19 protein-coding genes are annotated in these 16670 nt (G+C 76.2%); 12 read left to right on the forward strand and 7 right to left on the reverse strand.

Annotation, left to right across the window (positions count from 1 at the left end; translation table 11 throughout):
- The first annotated feature begins 16 nt into the window (after nucleotides 1-16).
- On the forward strand, nucleotides 17-520 hold the full coding sequence (locus ACFHW0_RS26420; RefSeq protein ID WP_416611822.1) for a DUF2231 domain-containing protein: 504 nt from the start codon (nucleotides 17-19) through the stop codon (nucleotides 518-520).
- 167 nt (nucleotides 521-687) lie between these two features.
- Here the strand turns inward: ACFHW0_RS26420 and ACFHW0_RS26425 are convergent, their stop codons facing one another.
- Nucleotides 688-1647: a DUF3500 domain-containing protein gene (locus ACFHW0_RS26425; protein WP_416611823.1), complete on the reverse strand. Its 960-nt coding sequence runs from the start codon at nucleotides 1645-1647 to the stop codon at nucleotides 688-690.
- Between the two features lie 45 nt (nucleotides 1648-1692).
- Nucleotides 1693-2046, reverse strand: coding sequence for an ankyrin repeat domain-containing protein (locus ACFHW0_RS26430; RefSeq protein WP_416611890.1), 354 nt, complete (start codon nucleotides 2044-2046; stop codon nucleotides 1693-1695).
- A 109-nt stretch (nucleotides 2047-2155) separates the two neighbouring features.
- Between ACFHW0_RS26430 and ACFHW0_RS26435 the strand changes: the two genes are divergently transcribed.
- From ACFHW0_RS26435 to ACFHW0_RS26475, 9 genes are all read left to right on the forward strand, one after another.
- Nucleotides 2156-2572: a signal peptidase I gene (locus ACFHW0_RS26435; protein ID WP_416611825.1), complete on the forward strand. Its 417-nt coding sequence runs from the start codon at nucleotides 2156-2158 to the stop codon at nucleotides 2570-2572.
- Nucleotides 2573-2661: 89 nt separating this feature from the next.
- Nucleotides 2662-3117, forward strand: coding sequence for a cysteine dioxygenase (locus tag ACFHW0_RS26440; RefSeq protein ID WP_416611827.1), 456 nt, complete (start codon nucleotides 2662-2664; stop codon nucleotides 3115-3117).
- A gap of 103 nt (nucleotides 3118-3220) precedes the next feature.
- Entirely contained in the window at nucleotides 3221-3715 is a 495-nt protein-coding gene (locus ACFHW0_RS26445; RefSeq protein ID WP_416611829.1) for a rhodanese-like domain-containing protein, read from the forward strand.
- A 48-nt stretch (nucleotides 3716-3763) separates the two neighbouring features.
- Nucleotides 3764-4318, forward strand: a complete 555-nt coding sequence (locus ACFHW0_RS26450) for a winged helix-turn-helix domain-containing protein (protein WP_416611831.1) — start codon at nucleotides 3764-3766, stop codon at nucleotides 4316-4318.
- Nucleotides 4319-4706: 388 nt separating this feature from the next.
- Nucleotides 4707-5309, forward strand: coding sequence for a winged helix-turn-helix domain-containing protein (locus tag ACFHW0_RS26455; protein ID WP_416611833.1), 603 nt, complete (start codon nucleotides 4707-4709; stop codon nucleotides 5307-5309).
- Nucleotides 5310-5574: 265 nt separating this feature from the next.
- On the forward strand, nucleotides 5575-6213 hold the full coding sequence (locus ACFHW0_RS26460) for a uridine kinase (RefSeq protein ID WP_416611835.1): 639 nt from the start codon (nucleotides 5575-5577) through the stop codon (nucleotides 6211-6213).
- Between the two features lie 160 nt (nucleotides 6214-6373).
- The gene (locus ACFHW0_RS26465) at nucleotides 6374-6772 is read left to right on the forward strand and encodes a TraR/DksA family transcriptional regulator (protein WP_089000644.1); all 399 of its coding nucleotides are present in this window, start codon (nucleotides 6374-6376) and stop codon (nucleotides 6770-6772) included.
- 48 nt (nucleotides 6773-6820) lie between these two features.
- Entirely contained in the window at nucleotides 6821-7693 is an 873-nt protein-coding gene (locus ACFHW0_RS26470; RefSeq protein ID WP_416611837.1) for a DUF72 domain-containing protein, read from the forward strand.
- A 301-nt stretch (nucleotides 7694-7994) separates the two neighbouring features.
- The gene (locus ACFHW0_RS26475) at nucleotides 7995-8423 is read left to right on the forward strand and encodes a DUF2267 domain-containing protein (RefSeq protein WP_416611839.1); all 429 of its coding nucleotides are present in this window, start codon (nucleotides 7995-7997) and stop codon (nucleotides 8421-8423) included.
- Nucleotides 8424-8480: 57 nt separating this feature from the next.
- Here ACFHW0_RS26475 and ACFHW0_RS26480 read toward each other — a convergent pair whose 3' ends face one another.
- Nucleotides 8481-9287, reverse strand: a complete 807-nt coding sequence (locus tag ACFHW0_RS26480; protein ID WP_416611841.1) for a DUF72 domain-containing protein — start codon at nucleotides 9285-9287, stop codon at nucleotides 8481-8483.
- A 9-nt stretch (nucleotides 9288-9296) separates the two neighbouring features.
- Nucleotides 9297-10049 carry a PIG-L deacetylase family protein gene (locus ACFHW0_RS26485; protein ID WP_416611843.1) on the reverse strand — a complete coding sequence of 251 codons (753 nt, stop codon included), beginning with the start codon at nucleotides 10047-10049 and terminating at the stop codon, nucleotides 9297-9299.
- Nucleotides 10050-10336: 287 nt separating this feature from the next.
- On the opposite strand from ACFHW0_RS26485, the gene ACFHW0_RS26490 reads away from it, so the two are divergent.
- Both ACFHW0_RS26490 and ACFHW0_RS26495 read left to right on the forward strand, forming a co-directional pair.
- On the forward strand, nucleotides 10337-10624 hold the full coding sequence (locus ACFHW0_RS26490; protein ID WP_416611845.1) for a hypothetical protein: 288 nt from the start codon (nucleotides 10337-10339) through the stop codon (nucleotides 10622-10624).
- A gap of 9 nt (nucleotides 10625-10633) precedes the next feature.
- Nucleotides 10634-11902 carry a cupin domain-containing protein gene (locus ACFHW0_RS26495; protein WP_416611847.1) on the forward strand — a complete coding sequence of 423 codons (1269 nt, stop codon included), beginning with the start codon at nucleotides 10634-10636 and terminating at the stop codon, nucleotides 11900-11902.
- 69 nt (nucleotides 11903-11971) lie between these two features.
- On the opposite strand, the gene ACFHW0_RS26500 is transcribed toward ACFHW0_RS26495, so the two are convergent.
- From ACFHW0_RS26500 to ACFHW0_RS26510, 3 genes are read right to left on the reverse strand one after another with little or no spacing between them, the layout of a single operon-like run.
- The gene (locus tag ACFHW0_RS26500; protein ID WP_416611848.1) at nucleotides 11972-12637 is read right to left on the reverse strand and encodes a hypothetical protein; all 666 of its coding nucleotides are present in this window, start codon (nucleotides 12635-12637) and stop codon (nucleotides 11972-11974) included.
- Nucleotides 12634-15306, reverse strand: a complete 2673-nt coding sequence (locus ACFHW0_RS26505) for an FtsK/SpoIIIE domain-containing protein (protein WP_416611850.1) — start codon at nucleotides 15304-15306, stop codon at nucleotides 12634-12636. Before ACFHW0_RS26505 ends, ACFHW0_RS26500 begins: the two co-directional genes overlap by 4 nt.
- Nucleotides 15299-16669: a hypothetical protein gene (locus tag ACFHW0_RS26510; RefSeq protein ID WP_416611851.1), complete on the reverse strand. Its 1371-nt coding sequence runs from the start codon at nucleotides 16667-16669 to the stop codon at nucleotides 15299-15301. Before ACFHW0_RS26510 ends, ACFHW0_RS26505 begins: the two co-directional genes overlap by 8 nt.
- Nucleotide 16670 lies beyond the last annotated feature (1 nt).

The raw sequence follows: 16670 nt of genomic DNA on the forward strand, positions 1-16670 counted from the left end.
TACCTGGGGAGGAACCATGCAGAGCCGGCTGCGGGTGCAGGGGCATCCGATCCAACCGATGCTGGTGACGTTCCCGTTCGGGCTCTTCGTGAGCGCGACCGTGTTCGACCTGACCGACGTGCTCGGCGGGCCGGCCTTCCTCGGTGAGGTGGGCTACTGGACGTCCGTGGCCGCCCTGGTCGCCGCCGCGCTGGCCGCCGTGGCCGGCATGATCGACCTGTGGGACGTGCCGGTCGACCGGACCCGGCGTACGGCGATCACCTTCAACCTGGTGAACGTGGCGATGGCCGCGCTGTTCCTGGTCGCCTGCCTCGTCCGCGCGGACGCGCCGCAGCGGGGCGCCTCCGTCGTGCTGCTGCTCACCGAGCTGGTGGCCCTGGGCGTCGGCGCGGTCGGCGTCTCGCTGGGCGCCCGGCTGGTCCGCCGCTTCGACGCGGGCCGCCGCGCCGAGCCCACCACCTTCGACGCCTTCGCCGACGCCTCCGACGCCACCGTAGACCTGGCCCACCCCCGCCCCTAACCCCACCCCCGCCCCTGCTCCCCCGCCCCTGCTCCCCGCCCCACCCGCCCACCCCCAGCCGCGCCGATCAGGCAGTTGTGGTGGGCAGTAGACGCCCGTTTGCACCTTTCGTGGGGCACCATAACTGCATGATCGACGCCGGCAGGCGGGGGGAGGGGCAGGGTGGGTCAGGGGGTGGGGTGGTGGGAGTCGGCGTGGTGGGCGGCTAGGACGTCGGTGCCGAAGTCGCTGGCCGGGCGGCGCAGGACGGTGTGGGCGTGGTTGCCGTCGTCGGTGGTGTTGTCGTACTCGATGAGCAGGTCGTCGCCCTGCACGCGGTAGTAGTGGCGCCGGCCGGGCACCGTCGGGCCGGCCCAGGCGAAGTGCAGCTGCCCGGAGTCGAGCCGGCGCGCCTCCCGGACCGCCAGCTCGGGGGGAAGCCGGTCCAGGTAGAGCGCCACGAGCTGGTCCAGCAGGGCCCGCCCGGTGGGCCCGAGCCGGTCGGCGGGCACCCCGAGCGGCTCCAGCGGGCCGTCCACGCGGGGACGGGTGGCGCTGATGATGTCTCCGGGCGCCTCGTCGGCGACGATCGCCGCCGCCCGGCCCGCCGGGCCCATCGCGTCGAGCAGGGCGCGGGCCAGGTCCTCCTCCACGCCCAGCGGCCGGGAGACCGGGCGGCCGGCGTACCGGACGGTGGCCGGGTTGGCGCCGAGGAAGATGGGCGCGGGGGAGACCTGGTCGGCGACCACGGTCATGCTCACCGAGAGGTGGTGCCCCTCCAGGCGCCACGCCCAGGCGTCGTCGCGGGCCGGGTCGCCGAAAACGGCCACCCAGTAGTCGCCGCTGTGCCGGCCCCGACGCCATCCCTCCGCCCGGTCCAGCACCTCCTCCAGCGCGACGATGGCCATCGCCTGGGCGTACGCCGGAGGGCTCAGCGCGGTGGCCAGCAGCCGGTGCGCGGCCTTGCGCCCGGCGCGGTCGAGGTCGGCCAGGCAGACCCCGGGCCGGGGTCTCGGCCGGTACTCGAGCCAGCGGCGGGCCGCCTCGTCGTCGAACCGGTGGGTGGCCTGGGCGCGGGCGGCTTCGTCCAGCGCGGCCAGCAGCGCCGTGGCGGCGGTGCGCATCTGTTCGGGCAGCGGATCCTCCACCGACCCTGTATACCGGGCGCGGGCCGGCCCCGCCGGGCGTCGGCGTCAGCCGGTCGGCGCGGTCAGCAGCGCGAGCATCTCGGGCAGGTCGAAGAAGGTGGCGGTCTCCACCGCCGACGGGTTGCCGTGGTGCGGGTCGGCCCCGGCGGCGAGCAGCGCCCGGACGGCCTCGGTGCTGCTGCGGAAGGTGGCCGCGGCCAGCGCCGTCTGGCCCCGGTCGTTGGTCCGGGCGTGGTCGGCCCCCCGGGCGAGCAGCGCGCCGACGGTCTCGGCATGGGCGTGGTACGCCGCCAGGATCAGCAGGGTGTCGCCCTTGTCGTTGGTCAGGTTGACCGGCAGCCCCGCGTCGACGTAGTCGGCCAGTTCGGCGGTGGCCCCGTCGCGGGCCAGGTCGAACATCCGGTGCGCGAACGCCAGCGTCTCCGCGTCGAGTTCCTCACTCACCGGTCCAGGTTAGTCGGACGTCCGCCTGGTACGTTGCTCGGCCGGCGTGCTGGGGGAGAGGTCGATGGACGACAGGGTGTACGTGGGCAACGCGGGTGTGGACGGAGCGACGAACGCCGGCTGGCTGCTGGGCCACTTCATGCCCCCGGGCGACGCCCGGCACAGTGCCGACGTCGAGGTGAAGTGGGGGGTCCATCCGGCGGGGGAGGCGCGCTCCCGATGGGCCACGCGGGAGCGGCGGACGGCCCTGCTGGTGCTGGTCAGCGGCCGGTTCCGGGTCGAGTTGCCGGACCGGACGGTGGTGCTCGGCGAGCCCGGCGACTACGTGGTGTGGGGGCGGGGCGTGGACCACTCCTGGTACGCCGAGCGTGAGTCGGTCGTGTTGACGGTGCGCTGGCCTTCGGTGCCCGGCTACCGGGTGGAGCCGCCGGTCCGCGCTGACGTGCCCGGCAACCGGGTGGAGCCGCCGGTCCGCCGCTGACCGCGTCCCAGCTCCTGGGATTGCCTACTAAACCAATAGGGTTTGCAGTCTATGCTGGGTCGACGTACCGCCGAACCGCGAGGACCGCCATGCCCGACCGACGCCCACCCGACCTGCTCGCCACCGCCCGACGGTGGGCCGCCGACCCCGCCCGCTGGCCGGTGCCGCTGCGCTTCGACCCGGTCGCCCGGTGGTACGCCCAGCTCGTCCACGAGACCGACCACGAGGTGTGGGCGTTGAGCTGGCTGCCCGGCCAGGGCACCGACCTGCACGACCACGGCGGCTGCGGCGGCGCGTTCCAGGTCGTCTCCGGAGCCCTGACCGAGGAGACGGTCGACGGGGGCGTGCTCCGCCCGCACCGGCTGCCGGCCGGCTCCGGCCGTCGTTTCGGCCCGCGGCACGTGCACCTGGTGTCCAACCGGACGGACAAACCGGCGGTGAGTGTCCACGTCTACCGGCCCGCGCTGCGCCGGATGACCAGCTACCGGCTCACCGGCGGCCGGCTGCGCGTCGCCGAGGTCGCCGAGGCCGGAGTCGCCTGGTGAGCGCGACGCGGAACCGCCCGGGCCGCCCGCCATCCCTGCGCGCCGCCCGCCCCGCGCCGGCGGCCCGCCGTCGTACGTGAACCAACCAGTGGAGGGAACGACCATGCCGCAGACCGACGACCCGCACGCGTGTCCGCCCCCGGTGGCGCCGCCGGGCTCCCGGGGCATCGACGAGATCCTGGCCGCCGCCCGGGCGCGGCTGGACCGGCTGGACCCGGAGCGCGCGCATCTGGCGCACCGGGGCGGGGCCCTGCTGGTCGACATCCGCCCGGCCGCCCAGCGGGCCGCCCACGGCACCGTGCCCGGATCGCTGGCGATCGAACGCAACGTGCTGGAGTGGCGGTTCGACCCCCGCTGCCCCGCCCGGCTGCCCCAGGCGGTCGGCTACGACCTGCGGGTGCTGGTCATCTGTCAGGAGGGCTACACCTCGTCGCTGGCCGCCGCCGCCCTCCAGGATCTCGGGCTGCGCCACGCCACGGACGTCGTCGGCGGCTTCGTCGCCTGGCGGCTCGCCGGTCTGCCCGTGCTCGGGCCCACCCCGCCGCGGCCCACGTCCATCCCCGCGCCCCCGGTCACCGCCGGCCGGGCGCCGTCCTGACCGTCACGCTCCACCGGGCGTGGCGGCACCGCCACCGCAGGAGGCTCCATGTCCGTCGTCGCCATCCCCACCCGACACCACCCGACCGCGCGCCCCGAGCGGGTCGGAGCAGGCCGACCGAGTTCCGCCCCGACCGTCACCATCACCCTCGACCTCGCCCCGGGGCCGGTGAGCCCCCGCCTGGCCCGGCTGCTGGAGCTGATCGGCGAACTCGCCGAGTCGGGGGAGGGGCGGCTGGGGCCCGGCGTCGCCGAGGACCGGCCGGCGGCGCTCCGGCCGGTGCCGGCCGCCGTGGACCCCCACGCGATCCGGATCGCCACCGGCTCGCGGGTGGTCCACCAGGGCTCCCGCGTGATCCCGCTGACCCGCATCGAGTACGACCTGCTGCTGTTCCTGGCGGAGCAGCCCCGCCGGGTGTTCACGCGGCTCCAGCTGCTGAGCCGGGTGTGGGGCTACGAGCACGCGGTGGCGCGCACCGTCGACGTGCACGTCCGCCGGCTACGCGCCAAGCTCGACGCGGACATGCCGGTGGTGACCACCGTCTACGGCGTGGGCTACCGCCTCGCCGACGAGGCCCGCATCGAGATCCAGCCCAGTCGCTGACGGCGCCACCGGCGCGGCGTGCCCGGACCCGGGCGCGCCGCGCCGCCGCGTCCGGGGCCGCGCCGTCTCGTCCCCGGTGCGCCGCGCGGCACCCCGGTCGCGTCCCCGGGGCCCTCCGGCGGGCCGACGCGATTCACGTTCATCCATTCCCGACGCACCCGCGCCGACCACCGTGAACCGGGCGGGCACCCCCCTATCGGGTCAACCCGGTGGCTCTGCTGTAATCATCAGGCTTCGTACGCAGAGCGAGCATCCGGCTCCGATGCGTTCGTCAATTGTCACATTCATGCAACGCAGCCGCCCCTTGACCCTCGCCCGGGCGCCGGGAAGCATCGATGGAGCGGCGTCCCGGGCCGTGGGGAGATACCCGGACCAGCCAAGGAGGACCATGTCGGTCAGCCCCGCCTCGTCGCGCGCCGGATGGCATACGTCCCAGCCGGCTGTTCCCGGTCGACCCCCGGGGGGCCAGCGTCGTCCCGCCAACACCGCCGCACCGATGCTCACGGTGACCCTGAACATCCCGTTGGCATCCGAGGAGTCGCTGACACCGCCCGCCCGACGGCTGCTGGAGGCCGCCCGGGAGATGCTGGAACGCGGCGAGGGCACCATCATCACCGCCACCGTCGAACGCCGCCCCGACCCGGTGCCCGCCGGCCGCGCGCCGTCGCGCCCGGTCGCCGCCATGATCCCGAACCTGCACATCCTCGCGTCGTCCCGGTCGGTGCTGCGCGACGGCGAGCCGTTGCCCCTGACCCGGCTGGAGTTCGACCTGCTGCTGCACCTCGTCGCCCACCCCCGCCGGGTCTTCACCCGGTTGCAACTGCTCAACGCGGTCTGGGGCTACGAGCACGCCGGCGTGCGCACCGTGGACGTGCACGTCCGCCGGCTGCGCGGCAAGGTCGGCGTCGACGTTCCGCTGGTCACGACCGTCTACGGCGTCGGCTACCGGCTCGCCGACGACGCCCGCGTCACCATCGACCGCAACGGCTGACGCCGCCCACCGCGCCCCACCGCCCACCGCGCCCCACCGCCCGCCGCGCCGCACGGCGGCCCACCGCGTCACCACCGCATGCCGTGGCCGCACGGCGGTCCACCGCGTCACCACCGCCCGCCGTGGCCGACGCCGCCCGCCGCGCCTCGCGCTCGGCCAGCCGCCGGGCGTAGCCGCGCGGGACGGGTCCGTCCGTGACGGCCGGCGGGGCATCCATGGTCGGCCGGCGGGGCACCATGGTCGGCCGGCGGGGCACCATGGTCGGATGCGGATTCGACCCATCTCCCCGGAGCTGCTCGTCGCCGAGCTGACCGAGCGCCTCGCCGGCACCGACGCCCCCGGCCGGCTGCGGGTGGCCGTCGACGGCGCGCCGGCGGCCGGCCCGGACGAACTCGCCGCCGCGCTGGTCGACCCGCTGCGCGCGCTCGGCCGGCCCGCCCTGCACGTACGCGCCGCGGACTTCCTCCGCCCCGCGTCGGTGCGCCTGGAGTTCGGTCGGACCAACCCCGACGCGTTCTACGAGGGCTGGGTCGACGAGCCGGGGCTGCGCCGGGAGGTGCTCGACCCGGCCGGGCCCGGCGGCTCGGGGCGGGTGCTGCCCTCGCTGTGGGACGCCACCGCCGACCGGGCCAGCCGCGCCGCGTACGTCGACCTGCCGCCCGGGGGCGTCCTGCTGGTCAGCGGGGCGCTGCTGCTCGGCGGGGGCCTGCCCTTCGACGTCACGGTCCACCTGGTGCTCTCCCCGGGGGCCCTGGCCCGGCGCACCGACCCGGCGCAGCGGTGGACGTTGCCCGCCTTCGCCCGGTACGCCGACGAGGTCGCCCCGGCCTCGTTCGCCGATGTCGTGGTCCGCGCCGACGATCCCCGGCACCTGGCCCTGGTGGAGTCCCCGGTGTCGCCCTGACGCCGGGACGCGGCGAAGAATCGTGGGTTTGAGCGTCGGCCCGCCGGGGTATTCGCCCGGCTCACAGAGCGCGGGTGATCCGCCCGCGCGCAGACCACCACGGGGCTGGGCGCACGTACCGGTGCCCCGGCGGATTTTCAGGCCAGAAAGGCAGGCAGCGATGCTCGTCCACGACACGATCGGTACGGGCCGATCCCAGGCGGAGATCGACCAGATCCGGCGCTCCCTGCAGGCCCGCTACGACGAGCTGTCCGCGGAGTACGAGCAGGCGGTGCTCCAGAGCCAGGTGCTGCGGCTGGTGGAGGTGGGTGACACCGCCGGCGACGACCAGGCCGACAGCGGCACCAAGACGGCGGAGCGGGACACCGCGCAGTCCCTGCTGCGGACCATCCTCGACCGCCGCGCCCAGTACGAGCACGCCCTCACCCGGCTGGAGGAGGGCACGTACGGCTTCTGTGAGGGCTGCACCTCGGCTATCCCCGTCGAGCGGCTGGAGATCTTTCCCTCCGCCACCACCTGCGTGCAGTGCAAGCAGAACCGGGAGCGTCGGGCGGCCTGATCCCCGCCAGCGGTTGCCGGTCGGTCCGGAACGCGGCGAGGTCGACTGATGGGTGAGATCAAGGTCGGCACCGCCTCCTGGACCGACCGGACGTTGCTGGACTCCGGCTGGTACCCGCAGACCGCCGACACCCCGGAGAAGCGGCTGGCGTACTACGCCCGCCAGTTCCCGCTGGTCGAGGTCGACGCCACCTACTACTCGCCGCCCGCCGAGCGGACGGCGAGGCTGTGGGCCGAGCGGACCCCGGCCGGCTTCACCTTCAACGTCAAGGCGTTCAGTCTGCTCACCGGGCACCCGACCCGGGTCGGCGCGCTCTACAAGGACCTCCGGCCGGACACGGGGAAGAAGAACCTGTACCCGGACGACCTGCCGCCGCAGGCGTACGAGGAGGTGTGGACGCGCTTCCTCGCCGCGCTGGATCCGCTGATGGAGGCGGGCAAGCTCGGCGCGCTGCTGTTCCAGTTCCCGCCCTGGTTCACCATCAAGCGAGACAACAAGCAGTACCTGCTGGAGGTGGCGAAGCGGTGCGCCCCGCTGCGCCCGGTCTACGAGTTCCGGCACGCCTCCTGGTTCGACGGTGACAACGCCGGGGAGACCCTCGCCTTCCTGCGCGAGCACCGGCTGGCGTACGTCTGCGTGGACATGCCGCAGGGGCACCGCTCGTCGGTGCCCCCGGTGCTGGCCGCCACCGCGGACCTCGCGGTGGTCCGCTTCCACGGGCACAGCGACAAGTGGACCAGCAAGGACATCCACGAGAAGTTCGGCTACCGCTACGCCGACCGGGAGCTGCGCGACTGGGCGCCGAAGCTGCGCGAGCTGGCCGATTCAGCCCAGGAGACGCACGTCCTGATGAACAACTGTTACCGGGACTACGCGCAGACCAACGCCGCGACCCTCGCCGGGCTGCTCGACGCCGACTGAGCCGGGCGTCTCACCCCGTCGGGGTGAGGGCCGCTCACCCCGTCGCCGCGCAGCATGGACGGTGTGTGCGGTCGACCGTGGCCGCGGGAGGCGACACCACGGAGGTGGGTGCAGATGACGGTTCGGGTGGTACCGGGTCGACGACGCGGCGCCGTGCTGCACGTCGTCGGGTCGTCCGCCGACACCCGGTGGGCGCCGCGCCCCGCCCGGGTCGGCCCGACCCGGCAGCCGCGCGGCCCGGTGGGGCCGCCGCGACGTGACGACGACCGACAGTGGGAGACCGACGTACGGGGGTGGACAGATGGCTGAGCAGCTGCATTCCGCGTTCGAGTCCTCGATGGACAAGACCAACCTGATCCTCAAGGACATCGAGCAGGCCTACGGCTGGCCCAAGGAGCAACGCAACCAGTCCTACTGCGCGCTGCGCACGGTGCTGCACCTGCTGCGCGACCGGATGCCGGTGCAGGAGAGCGTGGAGTTCGCCGCGCAGCTGCCGGTACTCGTGCGCGGGATCTACTTCGACGGCTGGAAGCCGTCGGACGTGCCGATCAAGCTCAACCGGAACGACTTCCTGCTGGAGGTCCGGCAGGGCTTCCCGTACGACGTCGAGGGCGGCCCGGAGCGCGTGGTGCAGGTGGTGCTCGACACCCTGCGCCGGCACGTGACCCAGGGCGAGTGGGAGGACGTGAAGGCCACCATGCCCAAGGACATGGCCAGCATCATTCCCTGACGCGCCGCTCGTCCACGACGGTCCGCTCCGCCCCTGGTGGAGCGGACCGCGTGCCGTTCACGCCGGTGCGCTCGGCGCCACCGCCCCGCCCCGGTCGTCGGGGGCCTGCGGCGTGCCGGGCACGCGGCTGACCGACCGGCCGGCCCGGCGGGCGAGCGCGGCGAAGGCGGTCGCGTCGACGATGGCGGCGCCGCCGGGGTCGTTGTTGAAGTAGACGTACGCGGGCTCGTCGTCGCCGAACACGTCGGCGAGCCGGCGTACCCAGGAGGCTAGCGAGGTGCGGCCGTAGCGGGGCCAGGGGTTGGCCCGCCCCTCGTGCAGGCGCAGGTAGCCGAAGTCGGCGGTGCGCCAGCGGGGCGCAACGGGCCGGCCGAGCCGGTCGGCCCAGACCAGCGCCGCCCGCCGCCGCTCCAGCACCGCCCGGGTGGCGTCGGTCCACCACGACGGGTGCCGCGGCTCGACGGCGACCCGCACGTCGGCGGGGAAGAGCCGCAGCGCCGCGTCCAGCGCCGCCGGGTCGGCGGGCAGGTTCGGCGGCAGCTGCACCAGCACCGGGCCGAGCCGGTCGCCGAGCGCGGTGGCCCGGCCCAGGAAGCGGGCCACCGGCTCGGCGGGGTCGCGCAGGCGCTTGACGTGGGTGAGGTAGCGGCTCATCTTCACCGTTACGCAGAAGTCGTCGGGGGTGCGGGTGCGCCAGGCGGCGAAGGTGTCGCGCTCGGGCAGCCGGTAGAAGGCGTTGTTCACCTCCACCGTGGCGAACCGGGCGGCGAAGTGCTCCAGCCAGAGCCGCTGCGGTAGCCCGGTCGGATAGAAGGGGCCCCGCCAGTCGCGGTACTGCCACCCCGAGGTGCCGAGCAGGATCATCCGCCGTCCCTACTGAAGGTCGAGGTGGAAGACCTCGAAGGCGGCGCCGTGGCGGACGCCCAGCCGGGCGCCGACGGGGCGGCTGAGCCCTTCGAGGAACTCCTCGGGATCGAAGCCGCCGTCGCCCAGCCCGGTCAGGTACGCCTCGTGCGCCCTCAGCGACGCCACGCCCCGCGCGAAGGTGTCGGTGACGTCCACCCCGTGCGCGGCGAGGGGCGAGGAGTGGGCCCAGACCTGGCGCACCCCGTCCCACGGCTCGACCCCGTCGACGAGCTGCTCCGGGAACACCCACCGGTTGCCGGCGTCGCGGACGGCATCCAGCACCGCCCGGCCGGTGGCGATGTGGTCGGCCTGGTTGAGGGCGTACGCACCGTCCCAGGTGTCCCGGAAGTTGTTGGTGATCACGATCTCGGGCCGGTGCCGGCGGACCGCCCCGGCCAGGGCGCGACGCAGCGGCACGCCGTACTCCAGGACGCCGTCGGCAAGGCCGAGGAACTCCACGGTCTCCACCCCGACGAGGGCCGCGGACTCGCGCTGCTCCCGCTCCCGGACCTCCCTCGCCCGCGGCGGGGGCATCGCGTCGATGCCGGCCTCGCCGCTGGTGACGAGGCAGTAGCCCACCTGTCTGCCCTGCGCCGTCCAGCGGGCGACCGCGGCGGCGGCGCCGAACTCCAGGTCGTCGGGGTGCGCCACGATCGCCAGCGCGCGCTGCCACTGCTCGGTCACCGGTTCAAGCGGGCGCGGCCCGGTCGGCTCGGTCATCGTCACCTCCTGGTCGGGCAGGACCATCCTGTCACCGTCGGCGCCGCCGCGCCGGGCGGCGCGACCCCGGCGCCGCCACCGGGCGGCACGATCGCGGACACCGGCGTTCGCCCTGCACGGCGCGCCGCGCCGTACCTCCCGACGGCCGCGACCGGGCACGGCGAACCGCCGGTGTGAACCGGAACGGGCGTCTACGGTGTGGTTAGAGAAGATCGCGTGTGGGGTACCACCCGCTGCACGACGGACCCCGGCGTAACGGCGGGGCGGCACATCCCTAGGGAGCACCGATGGCACTCAACGACGACGACATGCAGACCACCAGCGGTGGCGGCCCCGAGGGCCCGGCCGACGGCGGCGCGACCCCGGGCCAGCAGGACGGTGGCGCCGACGGCGGTGCCGACCGCGGCGCCGAGCGCGGTGCCGACCAGGGCGCCGACCAGGGCGCGGAGGGTCCCGCCGACGGCGGCGCGACCCCGGGCCAGCACGACGGTGGCGCCGACGGCAGCGCGGAGGGTCCCGCCGACGGCGGTGCCACTCCGGGCCAGCACGACGGTGGCGCCGACGGCAGCGCCTGACGGATCGCCATGACTGACATCGACCCGCCGGGCGGCGACCGCCGCCCGGCGGTTCCGTCCGAGGCCGCCGCCGCGCTCGCCCGCTGCGTGTCGGTCGAGCCGGCGAAGTTCGCCGCCGCCCACTGGGGACGCACGCCGCTGCTCTCCCGCGCCGACGAGCTGCCCAACCGGGACGGTTTCACCGACCTGCTCAGTCCCGCCGACGCCGACGAGCTGCTCAGCCGCCGCGGCCTGCGTACCCCGTTCCTGCGGATCGCCAAGGACGGCCAGCTCGTGCCGGCGGCCCGCTTCACCGGCGGCGGCGGCGCCGGCGCCGAGATCGCCGACCAGGTCCTCGACGAGCGGGTGCTGGAGCTGTACGCCGGCGGCGCCACCCTCGTCCTGCAGGGCCTGCACCGCACCTGGCCGGCCCTGACCGACTTCACCCGCGAACTCGGCACCGCCGTCGGGCAGCCGTTGCAGGTCAACGCCTACCTGACCCCGGCCGGCAGCCAGGGGTTCGCCACCCACTACGACACCCACGACGTCTTCGTCCTCCAGGTCGACGGCCGTAAGCACTGGCGGATCCACCCGCCGGTGCTGCCGGACCCGCTGGAGAAGCAGCCGTGGGGTGGCCGGGCCGACGAGGTCGCCGCCACCGCCGACGGGCCCGCCGCGCTGGACGTGGTGCTCGCCCCCGGTGACGCGCTCTACCTGCCCCGCGGCTGGCTGCACAGCGCGCAGGCCCAGGAGTCCAGCTCGCTGCACCTGACCGTCGGCGTCCGGGCGCTGACCCGCTACGCCATGGTCGAGGAGCTGCTCGCCCTCGCCGCCGAGGACCAGCGGCTGCGCGCCACGCTGCCGTTCGGCACCGACGTCGCCGACCCGGACGCGATCGAGCCGGAGCTGACCGAGACGGTGGAGGCGCTGCGGGACTGGCTGCTGCGGGCCGACCCGGCGGCCGTCGCCGCCCGGCTGCGGCAGCGCGCCTGGCCCGCCGCCCGGCCCGCGCCCATCCGGCCCCTGGCCCAGGCCGCCGCGCTGGCGGCACTGGACGCCGACACCCGGCTCGCCCCGCGACCCGGCCTGCGCTGGCGGCTCACCCCGCGCGGTGACAAGGTCGCGCTGGTGTTGTTCGACCGCACGATCACCCTGCCCGCGTCGTGCGCGCCGGCCGTGCGCGCCCTGCTCGGCGCCGGGTCCTTCCGGGTCGGCGACCTGCCGAACCTGGACGACGACGCCGACCGGCTCACCCTTGCCCGCCGCCTCCTGCGCGAGGCGGTGCTGGTCCCCGCCTGAGCGGGGACCACGCTTCGGCGGCGCACGGTTCCAGCGGCGGGGCCGCGCTTCGGCGGCGGGGCTGCGGGCTCAGCGGCCGGCGACCAGCAGCGCGACGGTGGTCACCAGCCCGGCGACGAGCACGACGGTCATCGGCCGAGGGCCGAGCACGGCGTGCCGGCGGTCGGCGAGGACCTTCGCCGGCACCAGACCGACCAGCGGGCCCAGCAGCGTCACCACCAGGGCCAGCACCGGCAGCCCGACGGCCAGCTCGCCGCCGTACCGGTCGCCGGCAGCCCGGGCCGCGCCGCCGAGGGCGTACGCGAGCACCGCGCCCGCCACCCCGCACAAGGCCAGCAGCGGGTTGACCGAGCCCGGTAGGTCACCCGGCTGGCGGGTGCGGTTGAGCAGGTCCCGCACGCCGGCCAGCAGCGGAGCCGGGTCGCCCGTCGCGCCGGGCACCGGGGCGGGTGGCCCGCCCGCCCGACGACCCGAGCCCCCGAGCCGGCCGCGCAGCAGCTGCCACAGGTCGGCGACCTCGGCGTCCACCCGTTCCTGCTCCTCCCGGGCGTCGACCAGATCCCGTTCCGCGCGCCGCAGCTCGGCCTCCGCCTCGGCGACGGCCCGCTCGGCCGCGGCGCACTGCTGGGCGTGCCAGGTGTGCGCCTCGGCCCGCTGGACACGCACCCGCGCGCTCAGCTCGGCCAGCCGACGGATCTGGGCCGCGTACGACTCACTGGTCACCGGTTCGTTCATCGCGCCGGCCCGTAGGGGATGATCACCTGGCCGGTGCGGTGCACCGCCCGGTCGAAGAACAGCCCCCGCCAGGGGCGGGGATACCAGTCCGGGCCGCCGGTGCCCGGATACAGCGACGAACCCAGCTCGCCGCCGTGGGCGTCCAGCGCCACCCAGGCGCCGATCTGGTCCGTGCGGGCCGCCGGCCCGCCCAGGTCCGCCCGCATCCGGGCGACGCCGCGCCACCAGGCGAGCACGTGGGTGCGCCGCTCCGGCCCGTCGTGCAGGATCCGGCGCAGCTCCTCCAGCCCGGTGCGCCGGCCGATCCGCGCCGCCAACGCCCCGGCCGCCGCGTCGACGGCGAACAGCAGCAGGTAGTGCGGGGTGCCCGGCGTGCCGAGCCCCTCGGCGGTCTCGGCCATCAGCTCGCCGACCGTCTCCTCGTCGTACCAGGCGGCGTCGTCGGCGAGATCCTCGTAGAGGGACCGGGCCGCCGGGTCGGCGTCCGGGTCGAGGCAGGCGATCGAGAAACGCGCCGTACCGGGGCGGTGCTGGCGGGCCAGGGAGCGGGCCGCCGCGTCGAGCACCGCGCACGCCTCGTCCACCCGGGTGCCGAGCACCGCCAGGTTGCGGCCGGGAGCCCGGGGCAGCCGCAACGCCGCCGAGCGGGACTGCACGTCGATGATCTCGCCGAGCAGCGCCACCGGCGTACGCGGATGCCCCGTCTCCGGCGCGGTCAGCGCCCGGAAGTCCGGCGCGTCGGCGAGGCGGGGGATCGCGTCGCCGTCGAAGAGCCGGGCCGGCGCGGCGTCCTGCGGGCGCATCCGCCACAGCCGGTGCTGCAACTCGCTCCACGTCTCCCAGTCGCTGGCCGACGGGATCCGGGCCACCTGGTTGCCCTCCGCCATGCCCGACTCCGCGTTGACCACCGCGTGGTGGCGCGGCAGGGACTGGGCGGCGTCGTTGCGCTCGGCGAGGATCCGCAGCGCCTTCGGCAGCGCGATGCGCAACGTGAACTGCGCGACCAGGGCCGGCCGGCCCCACAGCGCCTCGATGCCGCGTACGTCCTGCGAGGCGAGCACCAGGTGGATGCCCTGCGACCGGCCGCGCCGGGCGAGGTCCTCCAGCAGGTCGGCGGCCTCCCGGGCGACCACGTCCCGCCCGGCCAGCAGCATCTGGAACTCGTCGACCACCGCGACGATCCGCGGCCAGTGCCCCGTGGGGTCGACCGCGCGCAGCTCGGCGAGCTTGGTGACCTCGTGCTTCTTCGCGGCGTCGGCCCGCCGGCGCAGCTCCTCGGCGAGGAAGCGCAGCAACGCCAGGCCGAACTCCCGGTCGGTGTTGACGTTGATCCCGACGAGCCGCATGTGCGGCAGCCAGCTCGGGTCCCGCCGGCCCTTGGCGAACCGGGCGAAGGACACCCCCTCCTTGAAGTCCAGCAGGTAGAACTCCAGCTCGGCGGGGGAGTAGCGGGCGGCCAGCGCCCCGATCCAGGCGAAGATCAGGTTGGTCTTTCCGGTGCCGGACGGGCCGCCGATCAACGCGTGCGGCGGGTAGTCGCCCAGGGTGAGCAGCACCGGCCGGCCGTGCGGGCCCTCGCCGATCGGGGCGGTCAGCCCGGTGGCGGAATCCTCCCGCCACATCTGCTCCACCGGCGGCAGCAGGTCGGTGAACGGGGTCGGGGCGGGGCCGGCGTTGACCCGCGCCGCCACCTCCCGGCAGGTCTCGGTGACCAGGACCGGCGGGGGCGGCGGGTCGAGGCGTACGGGCAGGCCGTCCGGCCCGCCGATCCGGGCGCCGGCGGCGTGCGCGCCCACCCGGGTCACGGTGGGATCCTCGGGTAGCGACACGCCCCGCACCACCAGGTGCACGCCGCAGGCCGCCCCGGTGCGGACCACCCGGTCGAGCTGGCCGCGCTCGTGCCGCGACAGCTCGTCCCCGCCCAGCAGCACCGCCACCCGCCACGGCTCGGGCCGGCGACCGGTGGCGGCGGCCAGCTCGCGCAGCGAGACGAACTCCCCGGCCAGCACCGTCTCGTTGATCCGGCGGATCTGCTCGACCAGGTCGTCGAGCAGCCGGGCCAGCCCGCCCGGGCCGACGAAGGTGAGCAGCCCGGCGGTGCCGAGGGGGGCGAAACCGGCCAGGCCGCCGCCCAGGTGCTCGGGGTCGTAGCCGACCAGTCGGACGGCACCGGGATCGGCGCGCCCGACGCCGCGCAGCAGCAGCGCCGACACCACCGCGTCGCAGCCCTCCCGGTCGTCCCCGGTCAGCTCGACGTGGCCGGCGTCGAGCAGCGGCACCAGCGCCGGCACCGGTTCGGCGCCGGGGATGCGTACCGTGCCGATGCGCAGCGCGCCCGGCGGCTCGGCCCGCCGGGTGGGGGTCGGTCGCCACCGCGTCCAGTCCGCCGAGGCCGCCCCGGGGGCCTCCCGCTGCGCCGCGTCCGCCGCGCGCCGGGCCAGCTCCGCGATCCGTGCGGCGTGCCGGTCGTCGATCTCGGCCAGCCGCCGGTCGCGCTGCGCGCCCACCCGCTCCGGCACGACCGCCGCGGCCCGCCGGACCTTCGCCAGCCGCTCCCGGGCCGTGGTCAGCTCGGCCTGCGCGGTGGACAGCCGGGTCCGGGTGGCACCGAGGGCCTCGCCCAGCATGCCCCGGACCCGGGTGACCAGCTGGCTGCGCCGGTCAGCCATCGACGCCCCGCCCGCGCGGGTCCGGGCTGCCGTCCGACGCCCGCCGGCCCGAGGGCGGGCTCGACCAGACGCGGCCAGCCGACCCGGGCCGTCCCGGGGCGCTCGCGTCGGCGGCCGGTCCACCGCGTCGCGCCGTCGCGCCGCCGGAGCCGGTCCCTCCGCCGGGGCCCGTCGGTTCGCCGGAGCCCGTCGCGCCGCCGGGCCGGCCGTGCGTCGCCGCCCGGTCGGCCGTCGGGCCGTGCTGGCCGGGCGGTGACGCCCGGTCCGGCTTCGCAGCGGCCTGGCCGGCTGTCGTCGCCCGCTCCCGGGCCGCCGCCGACTGGTCGTGTGCCGCCTCCGCCCGGTCCCGGGCCGCCGCGACCCGCTCGCGCGCGGCGGCCACCCGGCCCTTCGCGGCGGCGGCGCGTCGCTGCCACTCGGCGTCGTCGGCCCGGTCGCGGGCGGTCTCCGCCCGGCGGTCCCGCTCGGCGGCGGCGCGTCGCTCCCGGTCCGTGTCGGCCTGCCGGGCCCGCTCGTCGTCGGTGGGCAGGTCCCGGCCGAGCCGGGCCAGCAACACCCCGGTGAGCACCCCCGCGGTGACGGCCGGGTCGGCGGCGTGCGGCTGCTCCGCCTCGCCGCGCCGCGGCGGGGGCATCCGGCAGATCCGGGTCAGCAGCGTGTCCAGCACCGCGGGGGGCAGGCCGGGCAGCAGGTCCCGCACCCGGCCGTCCAGCTCGCGGTGCAACCGTCTGAGGTCCTCGGCGCGCGGCGGGTGCCCGAGCAGCTCCCCGGCCAGCTCGCGCAGCAGCGGCGGGGCCACCGCCGCCAGGCCGAGGCCGACGTCGGCGTGCGCGCGTCGCAGCTCGGTGTGCAGCCGGTCGCGGTCGCCGGCACGGACCCCGCCGACGACCCGGCGCAGCAACTCCCGGGCGTCGTCGACCTTCTCGTCGGGCTGGGCGGGCGGGCCCTCCCGGCCGCCCGTCAGCTCGGCCACCCGTACGGCCCACCAGCGGCGGGGCGTCACCTCGGCGGCCGGCTCCGGCGCCGGAGCCCCCGGGGCCGCCTCGCGTGGCGCGTCGTGGGCAGGCCGGCGCCGCTGCTCCTGCGGCCCGGGGGCCGGGGAACCGTCGGCGGCCAGCCCGATCGCGGCCAGGTACGCCGAGAGCTGCTCCTGCGCGACGCGCAGCGCGTAGCCGGCGGTCTCGGCGTGCTCGGTGGCGGCGGAGAGCTCCGGCACCCCCATCGGGTCGGCCGACTCCTGGCGGACCCAGCGCAGCCGCTCGGCGGCCAGCCCGAACTTCTCCAGCGCCAGGGCCAGCTGCGCGAGCGGCAGGTCATCGGCGGCGGCGCGGACCTGTGCGCCGACGTCCTCGACGATGGACACG

It is taken from the genome of Micromonospora sp. LOL_025 (genome assembly GCF_048060285.1).
GTDB lineage: Bacteria > Actinomycetota > Actinomycetes > Mycobacteriales > Micromonosporaceae > Micromonospora.